Source organism: Streptomyces sp. NPDC001415 (genome assembly GCF_053597395.1).
Genome location: NZ_JBSFIE010000044.1, coordinates 38,149 through 51,575 on the forward strand (window position 1 = coordinate 38,149; position 13,427 = coordinate 51,575).

At 70.5% G+C, this 13,427-nt stretch carries 12 protein-coding genes; all 12 read left to right on the top strand.

Annotated elements, in window-relative coordinates; genetic code table 11:
• The first annotated feature begins 99 nt into the window (after positions 1 to 99).
• The 12 genes from pyrR (at position 100) to coaBC (ending at position 13,133) form a co-directional block, all read left to right on the top strand.
• Positions 100 to 699 carry a bifunctional pyr operon transcriptional regulator/uracil phosphoribosyltransferase PyrR gene (pyrR, locus tag ACWC2B_RS34400; RefSeq protein ID WP_398881827.1) on the top strand — a complete coding sequence of 200 codons (600 nt, stop codon included), beginning with the start codon at positions 100 to 102 and terminating at the stop codon, positions 697 to 699.
• Between the two features lie 95 nt (positions 700 to 794).
• Positions 795 to 1,778 (top strand): aspartate carbamoyltransferase catalytic subunit, encoded by a 984-nt coding sequence (locus ACWC2B_RS34405; protein WP_450723638.1) that lies wholly within the window; start codon positions 795 to 797, stop codon positions 1,776 to 1,778.
• A 2-nt stretch (positions 1,779 to 1,780) separates the two neighbouring features.
• Positions 1,781 to 3,067 carry a dihydroorotase gene (locus ACWC2B_RS34410; protein WP_450723640.1) on the top strand — a complete coding sequence of 429 codons (1,287 nt, stop codon included), beginning with the start codon at positions 1,781 to 1,783 and terminating at the stop codon, positions 3,065 to 3,067.
• A complete protein-coding gene (locus ACWC2B_RS34415; protein ID WP_450723642.1) occupies positions 3,064 to 3,645 on the top strand; it encodes a PH-like domain-containing protein in 582 nt (193 codons plus the stop codon). The genes ACWC2B_RS34410 and ACWC2B_RS34415 overlap by 4 nt, the downstream gene beginning before the upstream one ends.
• On the top strand, positions 3,642 to 4,784 hold the full coding sequence (gene carA / locus ACWC2B_RS34420; protein WP_450723644.1) for a glutamine-hydrolyzing carbamoyl-phosphate synthase small subunit: 1,143 nt from the start codon (positions 3,642 to 3,644) through the stop codon (positions 4,782 to 4,784). Before ACWC2B_RS34415 ends, carA begins: the two co-directional genes overlap by 4 nt.
• A complete protein-coding gene (gene carB, locus ACWC2B_RS34425) occupies positions 4,777 to 8,085 on the top strand; it encodes a carbamoyl-phosphate synthase large subunit (protein WP_450723646.1) in 3,309 nt (1,102 codons plus the stop codon). Before carA ends, carB begins: the two co-directional genes overlap by 8 nt.
• An 83-nt stretch (positions 8,086 to 8,168) precedes the next feature.
• Positions 8,169 to 9,281 (top strand): quinone-dependent dihydroorotate dehydrogenase, encoded by a 1,113-nt coding sequence (locus ACWC2B_RS34430; RefSeq protein ID WP_450723648.1) that lies wholly within the window; start codon positions 8,169 to 8,171, stop codon positions 9,279 to 9,281.
• Positions 9,278 to 10,111 carry an orotidine-5'-phosphate decarboxylase gene (pyrF, locus tag ACWC2B_RS34435; protein WP_450723650.1) on the top strand — a complete coding sequence of 278 codons (834 nt, stop codon included), beginning with the start codon at positions 9,278 to 9,280 and terminating at the stop codon, positions 10,109 to 10,111. Before ACWC2B_RS34430 ends, pyrF begins: the two co-directional genes overlap by 4 nt.
• Positions 10,112 to 10,482: 371 nt before the next feature.
• The gene (locus ACWC2B_RS34440; protein ID WP_053724505.1) at positions 10,483 to 10,806 is read left to right on the top strand and encodes an integration host factor; all 324 of its coding nucleotides are present in this window, start codon (positions 10,483 to 10,485) and stop codon (positions 10,804 to 10,806) included.
• A gap of 38 nt (positions 10,807 to 10,844) precedes the next feature.
• The gene (gene gmk / locus ACWC2B_RS34445) at positions 10,845 to 11,438 is read left to right on the top strand and encodes a guanylate kinase (protein ID WP_450723653.1); all 594 of its coding nucleotides are present in this window, start codon (positions 10,845 to 10,847) and stop codon (positions 11,436 to 11,438) included.
• Positions 11,439 to 11,523: 85 nt separating this feature from the next.
• The gene (gene rpoZ, locus ACWC2B_RS34450) at positions 11,524 to 11,796 is read left to right on the top strand and encodes a DNA-directed RNA polymerase subunit omega (RefSeq protein WP_005319902.1); all 273 of its coding nucleotides are present in this window, start codon (positions 11,524 to 11,526) and stop codon (positions 11,794 to 11,796) included.
• A gap of 104 nt (positions 11,797 to 11,900) precedes the next feature.
• Positions 11,901 to 13,133 carry a bifunctional phosphopantothenoylcysteine decarboxylase/phosphopantothenate--cysteine ligase CoaBC gene (coaBC, locus tag ACWC2B_RS34455; protein WP_450723655.1) on the top strand — a complete coding sequence of 411 codons (1,233 nt, stop codon included), beginning with the start codon at positions 11,901 to 11,903 and terminating at the stop codon, positions 13,131 to 13,133.
• Positions 13,134 to 13,427 lie beyond the last annotated feature (294 nt).

Genomic DNA, 13,427 nt, shown 5'->3' on the forward strand with positions numbered 1-13,427 from the left:
CCGGTGTCGGGTGCCTCCTGGCCCCTGGTACCGTTGGTCACGCAATTCCGACGTCCTTTAAGGTCCGTCCCGTGAGGCGGAGAAGGAGGTCCGTTTCATATGGACACGCAGCATCCGCAGAATCAGCAGGATCCGGCGCACCCCGATGCGGCGCGGCCCGTTCTCGAAGGCCCCGACATCGCCCGCGTCCTGACCCGTATCGCCCACGAGATCGTCGAACGCGCCAAGGGCGCCGACGACGTGGTGCTCCTCGGCATCCCGACCCGCGGCGTCTTCCTGGCCGAGCGGCTCGCCGTGAAGCTGGAGGAGATCACCGGCCGCAAGACCCCGGTCGGCTCCCTCGACATCACCATGTACCGCGACGACCTGCGGATGAAGCCCGCCCGGGCGCTCGGCCGCACCGAGATCCCCGGCGACGTCGACGGCCGCCTGGTCGTCCTCGTCGACGACGTGCTCTTCTCCGGCCGCACCATCCGCGCCGCCCTCGACGCGCTCGGCGACATCGGCCGCCCCCGCGCCGTCCAGCTCGCGGTCCTCGTCGACCGAGGCCACCGCGAACTCCCGATCCGCGCCGACTACGTCGGCAAGAACCTCCCCACGTCGCTGCGGGAGACGGTCAAGGTCCAGCTCGCCGAGGAGGACGGCCGCGACGCCGTGCTGCTCGGTGTCAAGCAGACCGCCCCGGCCGGCGAGCAGTAGGCCCCACCCGACTCCGTACGGCCGACCCGGACCCGTACGGCCTGCTTCTGCGCGCCCGCATGCCCAAACCTCCACCACACCTGGAGAACCCCCCGATGATGCGTCACCTCATCTCGGCCGCCGACCTCACCCGCGACGACGCCGTCCTCGTCCTCGACACCGCCGAGGAGATGGCCCGCGTCTCCGACCGGCCGATAAAGAAGCTCCCCGCGCTGCGCGGCCGGACGATCTGCAACCTCTTCTTCGAGGACTCCACCCGCACCCGGATCTCCTTCGAGGCCGCCGAGAAGCGCCTGTCGGCCGATGTGATCAACTTCGCCGCCAAGGGGTCGAGCGTCTCCAAGGGCGAGTCCCTGAAGGACACCGCGCAGACCCTGGAGGCGATGGGCGTCGACGCCGTCGTCATCCGGCACAGCGCGTCGGGCGCCCCCTACCGCCTGGCCACCTCCGGCTGGATCGACGCCCCCGTCATCAACGCGGGCGACGGCACCCACCAGCACCCCACCCAGGCGCTGCTCGACGCGTTCACCATGCGCCGCCGCCTCGTCGGCAAGGACGCGCTCGGCCAGGACCTGGCCGGCAAGCGCATCACCCTCGTCGGCGACGTGCTGCACAGCCGGGTGGCCCGCTCCAACGTCGACCTGCTGCACACGCTGGGCGCCGAGGTCACCCTGGTGGCCCCGCCGACGCTGCTCCCGGTCGGCGTCGAGCACTGGACCTGCGACGTGTCGTACGACCTGGACGCCGTGCTGCCGAAGTCCGACGCGGTGATGATGCTGCGTGTGCAGCGCGAACGCATGAACGCCGCCTTCTTCCCGACCGAGCGCGAGTACTCGCGGCGCTACGGGCTCGACGGCGAGCGCATGGCCAAGATGCCGGAACACGGCATCGTCATGCACCCCGGCCCGATGGTCCGCGGCATGGAGATCACCGCCGAGGTCGCCGACTCCGACCGCTGCACGGTCGTCGAGCAGGTCGCCAACGGCGTCCACACCCGCATGGCGGTCCTGTACCTGCTGCTGGGCGGCAACGAGCCCGCCGTCAGCCACGCCCGTCCCACCGATTCGGAGAACAAGTAACCATGAGCAAGATCCTTATCCGTGGTGCGAAGGTGCTGGGCGGCGAGGTCCAGGACGTCCTGATCGACGGCGAGACCATCGCCGCCGTCGGTACCGGCCTCGAAGCCGGGGACGCGACCGTCGTCGACGCCGAGGGCCAGATCCTGCTGCCCGGCCTGGTCGATCTGCACACCCACCTGCGCGAGCCCGGCCGCGAGGACTCCGAGACCGTCCTGACCGGCACCCAGGCGGCCGCGCGCGGCGGCTACACCTCCGTCTTCGCCATGGCCAACACCTTCCCCGTCGCCGACACCGCGGGCGTCGTCGAGCAGGTCTGGCGGCTCGGCAAGGAGTCCGGCTACTGCGACGTGCAGCCCATCGGCGCCGTCACCGTCGGCCTCGAAGGCAAGAAGCTCTCCGAGCTCGGCGCCATGCACGACTCCGCCGCCGGCGTCACCGTCTTCTCCGACGACGGCAAGTGCGTGGACGACGCCGTGATCATGCGCCGCGCCCTGGAGTACGTGAAGGCCTTCGGCGGCGTCGTCGCCCAGCACGCCCAGGAACCCCGCCTGACCGAGGGCGCCCAGATGAACGAGGGCGTCGTCTCGGCCGAGCTCGGCCTCGGCGGCTGGCCCGCCGTCGCCGAGGAGTCGATCATCGCCCGCGACGTGCTGCTCGCCGAGCACGTCGGCTCCCGCGTGCACATCTGCCACCTGTCGACCGCCGGCTCCGTCGAGATCGTCCGCTGGGCCAAGTCCCGCGGCATCGACGTGACCGCCGAGGTCACCCCGCACCACCTGCTCCTCACCGACGAGCTGGTCCGCTCGTACAACCCGGTCTACAAGGTCAACCCGCCGCTGCGTACCGAGAAGGACGTCATGGCGCTGCGCGAGGCGCTCGCCGACGGCACCATCGACATCGTCGCCACCGACCACGCCCCGCACCCGCACGAGGACAAGGACTGCGAGTGGGCCGCGGCCGCCATGGGCATGGTCGGCCTGGAGACCGCGCTCTCCGTCGTCCAGCACACGATGGTCGAGACCGGCCTGCTCGACTGGGCCGGCGTCGCCGACCGCATGTCGCACAAGCCCGCCGAGATCGGGCAGGCCACGGGCCACGGACGCCCCGTCTCGGCAGGCGAACCCGCCAACCTGACGCTCGTCGATCCGGCATACCGTGGAGAGGTGAACCCCGCGGGCTTCGCCTCCCGCAGCCGCAACACCCCGTACGAGGGCCGCGAGCTGCCCGGGCGCATCACCCACACCTTCCTGCGGGGCCGGGCAACGGTCGTGGACGGGAAGCTGGCGTGACGTACGCATCACTGATCAATCTGGCCGCCGAGGAGAAGTCCGCCGAGGTGACCAACTGGGGCGGACGGATCGGCTGGCTCGTCGGTCTCGCGCTCTTCGTGGCGCTCGTCTACTGGCTGATGCGCCAGGGCTGGCAGTGGCGCGGCCGCCTCCAGGCCGACCTCCCCGCCCTCCCCACCGCGCCCGAAGCGCCCGGCGAGGCGAAACTGAGGCTGAGCGGCCGCTACCACGGCTCCACCACTGCCGGGCAGTGGCTCGACCGCATCGTGGCGCACGGCCTGGGCGTACGCAGCAAGGCCGAGCTCACCCTGACGGACGCGGGCCTGGACGTCGTACGCCCCGGGGCGAACGACTTCTTCGTCCCGGCCGCGCAGCTCCGCGGGGCCCGGCTCGACAAGGGCATCGCGGGCAAGGTCCTCACCGAAGGCGGCCTGCTCGTCGTCACCTGGAGCCACGGCGACAGGCTCATCGACTCGGGCTTCCGCTCCGACCGGGCGGAAGAGCACACCGCCTGGGTCGAGGCCATCAACTCCATGAACCAGTTCACCACCAACACGACGGAAGGCGCCGCACGATGACGACCTCCACCCGGGGAGCCGCCAAAGCTCCCGCCGTACTCGTCCTGGAGGACGGCCGTATCTTCCGCGGCCGCGCCTACGGGGCCGTGGGGGAGACCTTCGGCGAGGCCGTGTTCTCCACCGGCATGACCGGCTACCAGGAGACCCTGACCGACCCGTCGTACCACCGCCAGGTCGTCGTGATGACCGCCCCGCACGTCGGCAACACCGGCGTGAACGACGAGGACCCCGAGTCCTCGCGCATCTGGGTGGCCGGCTACGTCGTGCGCGACCCCGCCCGCATCCCGTCCAACTGGCGCTCGCGCCGCTCCCTGGACGACGAGCTCGTCAAGCAGGGCGTCGTCGGGATCTGCGGAATCGACACCCGCGCGCTCACCCGCCACCTGCGCGAGCGCGGCGCCATGCGCGTCGGCATCTTCTCCGGCGCCTCGGTCGCGGACGACGCCCAGCTGCTCGCCCGCGTGAAGGAAGCGCCCCAGATGGTCGGCGCGAACCTCTCCGCGGAGGTCGCCACCAAGAAGACGTACGTCGTCCCGGCGATCGGGGAGAAGCGGTTCACCGTCGCCGCCGTCGACCTCGGTATCAAGGGCATGACCCCGCACCGCATGGCCGAGCGCGGCATCGAGGTGCACGTGCTGCCCGCGACCGCCACCGCCGAGGACGTGTACGCGGTCAACCCCGACGGCGTGTTCTTCTCCAACGGCCCGGGCGACCCGGCCACCGCCGACGGCCCCGTCGCCGTGATGCGGGCCGTCCTCGAACGCAGGACGCCGCTGTTCGGCATCTGCTTCGGCAACCAGATCCTGGGCCGCGCGCTCGGCTTCGGCACGTACAAGCTGAAGTACGGCCACCGCGGCATCAACCAGCCGGTGCAGGACCGTACGACCGGCAAGGTCGAGGTCACCGCGCACAACCACGGCTTCGCCGTCGACGCGCCGCTCGACAAGGTCTCCGAGACGCCCTACGGGCGCGCCGAGGTCTCCCACGTCTGTCTGAACGACCAGGTCGTCGAAGGCCTCCAGCTGCTCGACCAGCCGGCCTTCAGCGTCCAGTACCACCCCGAAGCAGCCGCGGGACCGCACGACGCCGCGTACCTCTTCGACCGCTTCGTAGAGCTCATGGAGGGCCAGCGTGCCTAAGCGCTCCGACATCCAGTCCGTCCTGGTCATCGGCTCCGGCCCGATCGTCATCGGCCAGGCCGCCGAGTTCGACTACTCCGGCACCCAGGCCTGCCGCATCCTCAAGGCCGAGGGCCTCAGGGTCATCCTGGTCAACTCCAACCCGGCCACGATCATGACCGACCCGGAGATCGCCGACGCCACGTACGTCGAGCCGATCACCCCCGAGTTCGTCGAGAAGATCATCGCCAAGGAGCGCCCCGACGCCCTCCTGCCCACCCTCGGCGGTCAGACCGCGCTCAACACCGCGATCTCCATGCACGAGCAGGGCGTCCTGGAGAAGTACGGCGTCGAGCTCATCGGAGCCAACGTCGAGGCCATCAACAAGGGCGAGGACCGCGACCTGTTCAAGGGCGTCGTCGAGGCCGTCAAGGCCAAGATCGGCTACGGCGAGTCCGCCCGCTCGGTCATCTGCCACTCCATGGACGACGTCCTGGCGGGCGTCGACGAGCTCGGCGGCTACCCCGTCGTCGTGCGCCCCTCCTTCACCATGGGCGGCGCAGGCTCCGGGTTCGCGCACGACGAGGAGGAGCTGCGCCGCATCGCCGGACAGGGCCTCACGCTCTCGCCGACCACCGAGGTGCTCCTTGAGGAGTCCATCCTCGGCTGGAAGGAGTACGAGCTGGAGCTGATGCGCGACAAGCACGACAACGTCGTGGTCGTCTGCTCCATCGAGAACTTCGACCCGATGGGCGTGCACACCGGCGACTCGATCACCGTCGCCCCGGCGATGACGCTGACCGACCGCGAGTACCAGCGCCTGCGCGACATCGGCATCGCGATCATCCGCGAGGTCGGCGTCGACACCGGCGGCTGCAACATCCAGTTCGCGATCAATCCGGACGACGGCCGGGTTATCGTCATCGAGATGAACCCGCGCGTCTCGCGGTCCTCCGCGCTCGCGTCGAAGGCCACCGGCTTCCCGATCGCGAAGATCGCGGCGAAGCTGGCCATCGGCTACACGCTGGACGAGGTCCCCAACGACATCACCGAGAAGACGCCGGCCTCCTTCGAGCCGACCCTCGACTACGTCGTCGTGAAGGCCCCCCGCTTCGCCTTCGAGAAGTTCCCCTCCGCCGACTCCACCCTCACCACCACCATGAAGTCGGTGGGCGAGGCCATGGCGATCGGCCGCAACTTCACCGAGGCCCTCCAGAAGGCGCTGCGCTCCCTGGAGAAGAAGGGCTCGCAGTTCGACTTCACTGGCCCGGTCGGCGCCAAGGACGTCCTCCTGGAGGAGGCCAAGCGCCCGACCGACGGCCGGATCAACACCGTCATGTACGCGATCCGGGCCGGCGCGACCCAGGAGGAGATCTTCGAGTCCACGAAGATCGACCCGTGGTTCGTGGACCAGCTCTTCCTGATCAAGGAGATCGCGGACGACCTGGCCGCCGCCGAGAAGCTCGACCCCGAACTGCTCGCCGAGGCCAAGCGGCACGGCTTCTCCGACGCCCAGATCGCCGACATCCGCGGCCTGCGCGAGGACGTCGTCCGCGAGGTCCGGCACGCCCTCGGAGTGCGCCCGGTCTACAAGACGGTCGACACCTGCGCCGCCGAGTTCGCCGCCAAGACCCCGTACTTCTACTCCTCCTACGACGAGGAGAGCGAGGTCGCGCCGCGCACCAAGCCCGCCGTGATCATCCTGGGTTCGGGCCCGAACCGCATCGGCCAGGGCATCGAGTTCGACTACTCCTGCGTCCACGCCTCCTTCGCGCTGAGCGACGCGGGCTACGAGACCGTGATGGTCAACTGCAACCCGGAGACCGTCTCGACGGACTACGACACCTCCGACCGCCTCTACTTCGAGCCGCTCACGCTCGAAGACGTCCTGGAGATCGTCCACGCCGAGACCCTCGCGGGCCCGGTCGCGGGCGTCGTCGTCCAGCTCGGCGGCCAGACCCCGCTGGGCCTGGCGCAGGCGCTCAAGGACAACGGCGTTCCGGTGGTGGGCACCTCGCCCGAGGCCATCCACGCCGCCGAGGACCGCGGCGCCTTCGGCCGCGTCCTCGCCGAGGCCGGCCTGCCCGCCCCCAAGCACGGCACCGCCACCACCTTCGCGGGTGCCAAGGCCATCGCCGACGAGATCGGCTACCCCGTCCTCGTACGGCCCTCGTACGTGCTCGGCGGCCGCGGCATGGAGATCGTGTACGACGAGGAGCGGCTGTCCTCGTACATCGCGGAATCCACCGAGATCAGCCCCACCCGGCCGGTCCTCGTGGACCGCTTCCTGGACGACGCGATCGAGATCGACGTGGACGCCCTCTACGACGGCACCGAGCTCTACCTCGGCGGCGTCATGGAGCACATCGAGGAGGCCGGCATCCACTCCGGCGACTCGGCGTGCGCGCTGCCCCCGATCACGCTCGGCGGCTTCGACATCAAGCGCCTGCGCGCTTCAACGGAGGCCATCGCCAAGGGAGTCGGCGTCCGCGGACTGATCAACATCCAGTTCGCGATGGCGGGCGACATCCTGTACGTCCTCGAAGCCAACCCGCGCGCCTCGCGCACCGTCCCCTTCACCTCGAAGGCGACCGCGGTGCCGCTCGCGAAGGCCGCCGCCCGCATCTCGCTCGGCGCGACCATCGCCGAACTGCGTGCCGAGGGCATGCTGCCGAAGGAGGGCGACGGCGGCACCCTGCCGCTCGACGCGCCGATCTCCGTCAAGGAGGCCGTGATGCCGTGGAGCCGCTTCCGCGACGTCCACGGGCGCGGCGTCGACACGGTGCTCGGCCCGGAGATGCGCTCCACCGGCGAAGTCATGGGCATCGACTCGGTGTTCGGCACCGCGTACGCCAAGTCGCAGGCGGGCGCGTACGGCCCGCTGCCGACGAAGGGCCGCGCGTTCATCTCCGTCGCCAACCGGGACAAGCGCACGATGATCTTCCCGGCGCGCGAACTGGTCGCCCACGGCTTCGAGTTGATGGCCACCTCCGGCACCGCCGAGGTCCTGCGCCGCAACGGCATCAACGCCACGGTGGTCCGCAAGCTGAGCGAGGGCGAGGGCCCCAACGGCGAGAAGACGATCGTCCAGCTGATCCACGACGGCGAGGTCGACCTCATCGTCAACACGCCGTACGGCACCGGCGGCCGCCTCGACGGCTACGAGATCCGTACGGCGGCGGTCGCCCGCTCGGTGCCCTGCCTGACCACGGTCCAGGCGCTCGCCGCCGCCGTCCAGGGCATCGACGCCCTCAACCACGGTGACGTGGGCGTCCGTTCGCTCCAGGAACACGCGGAGCACCTGACCGCGGCCCGCGACTAGCAGACGGCGACGAGGGGGACACCGGAAACGGTGTCCCCCTCTTCATGAGCCCCCTCTTCATGAGCCTCCTGAGGACACCGAACATGTACAAGCTCTTCTTCAACCTCGTCTTCAAGCGCATGGACCCCGAGCAGGCCCACCACCTGGCCTTCCGCTGGATCCGCCTCGCGGCCCGCGTCCCCGTCCTGCGCACCTTCGCCGCCGCGGTGCTCGCGCCCCGCCACAAGGAGCTGCGCACCGAGGCGTTCGGCCTGCGCATGCACGGCCCGTTCGGCCTCGCCGCGGGCTTCGACAAGAACGCCGTCGCGATCGACGGCATGTCCATGCTCGGCTTCGACCACATCGAGATCGGCACGGTCACCGGCGAGGCCCAGCCCGGCAACCCGAAGAAGCGCCTGTTCCGGCTCGTGCCGGACCGCGCCCTGATCAACCGCATGGGCTTCAACAACGAGGGCTCTGCGGCCGTGGCGGCCCGTCTGGCGGCCCGCAAGGCCGTGTTCCGTACGACCGTGGGCGTCAACATCGGCAAGACCAAGGTCGTCCCGGAGGCCGAGGCCGCCGCCGACTACGTGAAGTCGACCGAGCGCCTGGCCGCCCACGCCGACTACCTCGTCGTGAACGTCTCCTCGCCGAACACGCCCGGCCTGCGCAACCTCCAGGCCACCGAGTCGCTGCGGCCGCTCCTGACCGCCGTGCGCGAGGCCGCCGACCGCAGCGTCACCGGCCGTCGCGTCCCGCTCCTCGTCAAGATCGCGCCCGACCTCGCCGACGCGGACATCGACGCGGTCGCCGACCTCGCCGTCGAACTCGGCCTGGACGGCATCATCGCCACGAACACCACCATCGCCCGGGACGGCCTCGGCCTGAAGTCCTCGGCGGACCTCGTCAAGGAGACCGGCGGCCTGTCCGGCGCCCCGCTCAAGGAGCGCTCCCTGGAGGTGCTCAGCCGCCTGTACGCGCGGGTGGGCGACCGCCTCGTCCTGATCGGCGTGGGCGGCATCGAGAACGCCGAGGACGCCTGGCAGCGCATCCTGGCCGGCGCCACCCTGGTCCAGGGCTACAGCGCCTTCATCTACGAGGGCCCCTTCTGGGGCCGCGCGATCCACAAGGGCCTCGCGGCCCGGCTCGCCACCTCCCCGTACGCGACACTCGCCGAGGCCGTCGGCGCCGAGACCCGGAAGAAGGCCGCCGCATGATCCCCTTCGGTACCCGACTGCGCGAGGCGATGGACACCCGCGGCCCCCTCTGCGTGGGCATCGACCCGCACGCGTCCCTGCTCGCGGACTGGGGCCTGAACGACGACATCGCCGGTCTTGAGCGCTTCACCCGCATCACGGTCGAGGCGCTGGCCGACCGGGTGGCGGTCCTCAAGCCGCAGTCCGCGTTCTTCGAGCGGTTCGGCTCGCGCGGCATCGCCGTCCTGGAGAAGGCCGTCGAGGAGGCCCGCGCGGCCGGCACGCTGGTCCTGATGGACGCCAAGCGCGGCGACATCGGATCCACCATGGCGGCGTACGCGGCCACCTACCTGGACCCGGCATCCCCGCTCTTCTCGGACGCCGTGACCGTCTCCCCGTACCTCGGCTTCGGCTCGCTGCGCCCGGCGCTCGACCTGGCGGCGAAGTCCGGCTCGGGCGTCTTCGTGCTCGCCCTGACCTCCAACCCGGAGGGCGCCGAGGTCCAGCGCTCGACCGCGGCCGACGGCCGGCCGCTGGCCCAGCTGATGCTGGACCACATGAAGGCCGAGAACGCCGGCGCCGAGCCCATGGGCTCGGTGGGCGCGGTGGTCGGCGCCACCCTGGGCGACGCCGGGGTGGACCTCGACATCAACGGCCCGCTGCTCGCCCCCGGCATCGGCGCCCAGGGCGCGACCCCGGCCGACCTCCCCGGCGTCTTCGGCTCCGCCGTGCGCAACGTCGTCCCGAGCGTCAGCCGCGGCGTCCTGCGCCACGGCCCCGACACGAGCGCCCTGCGCGAGGCGGCGGCCCGCTACGCCGACGAGGTCCGCGCGGCGATTCCCCAGGCGTGATCCACCGCGACGCCCCGGTGTGACATACGTCGCACCGGGGCGCCGTACTTCCCGGACGTGCGAGGACACCGCCGAGCCGGTTCACGGAACGGCGAAACCGCCTTTCCGGGGAGGCTGTGGGGTGCACGCACACGGAACGTTGACAATTTCCTTACTCAAAAGCAGGGTGTTTTGTCCGAAAAGTCCCGGTCGGCTGAGGCTGACCAGGACTTTTCGTCTGTTCTCGCTGACTGGAGCGGCCTTGGCCGCTAGTCTCCGACGAGAGCAGACGAGCACGTGCGCGAGTGCGTTTTCGTTGCTCACCTGGTGTGGGGCGATTAGGTTCCTCACCGGTCCGTATCCGACAGTTCGACATCCGAGGTGACGTAGGCGTGGCTCTTCCGCCCCTTACCCCTGAACAGCGCGCAGCCGCGCTCGAAAAGGCCGCCGCGGCTCGCCGGGAGCGGGCCGAGGTCAAGAATCGACTCAAGCACTCCGGCGCCTCGCTCCACGAGGTCATCAAGTCGGGCCAGGAGAACGACGTCATCGGGAAGATGAAGGTCTCCGCCCTCCTTGAGTCCCTGCCCGGCGTGGGCAAGGTCCGCGCCAAGCAGATCATGGAGCGGCTCGGGATCTCCGAGAGCCGCCGCGTGCGGGGGCTCGGCTCCAACCAGATCGCGTCCCTTGAGCGCGAGTTCGGCGGCTCCGGGGCCTGACGTCTCGGGCATACCCGAGAAGCTGGAATAATCGCCGCATGGCAGCAACACCCCGGGGGACCACCCCCGTACCCCCGGACGCACGTCCGCGGCTGACCGTGCTCTCCGGCCCCTCCGGGGTCGGCAAGAGCACGGTCGTCGCTCATATGCGCAAGGTCCACCCCGAGGTCTGGCTCTCCGTGTCGGCGACGACCCGCAAGCCGCGCCCCGGCGAGCGGCACGGCGTGCAGTACTTCTTCGTCGACGACGAGGAGTTCGACAAGCTCGTCGCCAACGGCGAACTGCTGGAGTGGGCCGAGTTCGCGGGCAACCGCTACGGGACCCCGCGCAAGGCCGTGCTCGAACACCTCGAAGCGGGCGAGCCCGTCCTCCTGGAGATCGACCTCCAGGGCGCCCGGCTCGTACGCGAGTCGATGCCCGAGGCGCAGCTCGTCTTCCTCGCGCCGCCGAGCTGGGACGAGCTGGTCCGCCGGCTCACCGGCCGGGGCACCGAGGCACCCGAGGTCATCGAGCGCCGCCTGGCCGCCGCGAAGGTCGAACTGGCCGCGGAGGCCGAGTTCGATACGACCCTGGTCAACACCTCCGTCGAGGACGTGGCCCGTGAGCTGCTAGCCTTGGTGCGAGTTGTTTGATCGGGTCGTCTGACGTCATGTGACCGGCGCCAATGCGGCTCGCTCGATTCGGCTCACATCTTCGATCCCCATCGGAAGGCAGAGAGTGTCCTCTTCCATTACCGCGCCCGAGGGCATCATCAACCCTCCGATTGATGAGCTCCTCGAAGCAACCGACTCGAAGTACAGCCTGGTGATCTACGCGGCCAAGCGTGCCCGCCAGATCAACGCGTACTACTCGCAGCTCGGTGAGGGCCTGCTTGAGTACGTCGGCCCGCTGGTGGACACCCACGTCCACGAGAAGCCGCTCTCGATCGCGCTGCGCGAGATCAACGCCGGTCTGCTGACCTCCGAGGCCATCGAGGGCCCCGCCCAGTAGGCGACGATGCGTTTCACCACAGGCCCGGCAGCGCGACTGCCGGGCCTGTGGTGTGTCATGGGTACGTACACGCATCAGGCGCGCGGGGAGAGGCGAGTTTTCCGATGGCCAAGCCGAAGGTCGTTCTGGGGGTCAGCGGCGGCATCGCCGCCTACAAGGCGTGCGAGCTGCTGCGCCGGCTGACCGAGTCGGGGCACGACGTCCGGGTGGTGCCGACCGAATCGGCGCTGCACTTCGTCGGCGCCGCCACCTGGTCGGCGCTGTCCGGCCACCCCGTGTCGACCGAGGTCTGGTCCGACGTCCACGAGGTGCCGCACGTCCGCATCGGGCAGGGCGCCGACCTCGTGATCGTGGCCCCGGCCACCGCCGACATGCTGGCCAAGGCCGCGCACGGCCTCGCCGACGACCTGCTGACCAACACCCTGCTCACCGCCCGCTGCCCGGTCGTCTTCGCGCCCGCGATGCACACCGAGATGTGGGAGCACCCCGCGACCCAGGAGAACGTGGCGACCCTGCGCCGACGGGGCGCGGTCGTCGTCGAGCCCGCCGTCGGCCGGCTCACCGGCGTCGACACCGGCAAGGGGCGACTGCCCGACCCGGACGAGCTGTTCGAGGTGTGCCGCCGGGTGCTCGCGCGGGGGAGTGCCGAGCGGGATCTGGCCGGGCGGCATGTGGTGATCAGCGCCGGTGGCACGCGCGAGCCGCTCGACCCCGTCCGCTATCTCGGCAACCGCTCCTCGGGCAAGCAGGGGTACGCCCTCGCGCGGACCGCCGTCGCGAGGGGGGCCAGGGTCACCCTGATCGAGGCGAACACCGGGCTGCCGGACCCGGCGGGCGCCGACGTGGTCCGCGTCGGCACCGCCGTACAGCTGCGGGAAGCCGTCCTGAAGGCGGCCGCGGACGCCGACGCCGTGGTCATGGCCGCCGCCGTCGCCGACTTCCGGCCGGGGACATACGCCGCCGGGAAGATCAAGAAGAAGGACGGCGAGGAGCCCGCGCCGCTCACGCTGGTGCGTAATCCGGACATCCTCGCGGAGATCTCGGCCGAGCGGGCCCGGCCGGAGCAGCTGGTCGTCGGCTTCGCCGCCGAGACCGACGACGTCCTCGCCAACGGCCGCCTCAAGCTCCGGCGCAAGGGGTGCGACCTGCTCGTCGTCAACGAGGTCGGCGAGCGCAAGACGTTCGGCTCCGAGGAGAACGAGGCCGTAGTCCTGGGCGCCGACGGATCCGAGACGCCGGTCCCGTATGGTCCGAAGGAAGCCCTCGCCGACACGGTGTGGGATCTGGTGGGCCAGCGTTTCGGACAAACCGGCGCCGCGTCCGCCGACCACCCATAACCGTCCCGGACCCGCGCCCGGGGCACGATCCCGGGGCCGCGCGAAGTGTCGTCGCCGACCGGAGGGACCCGCTCCGGTGACCAGATCCGGAGAGCTTCGGACTCCACGGAGCGAGACACCTGGTCCAACGAGCAGAACCGACCGATAAACTGGTCTCGGATCGCAGCCGGGCGCAGCTCCCGGCGCGGACCTACCATGATCAGCCAGCAGCCGCTGCAACCCCAGGGAGCGTTGTGTCCCGTCGTCTCTTCACCTCGGAGTCTGTGACCGAGGGTCATCCCGACAAGATCGCTG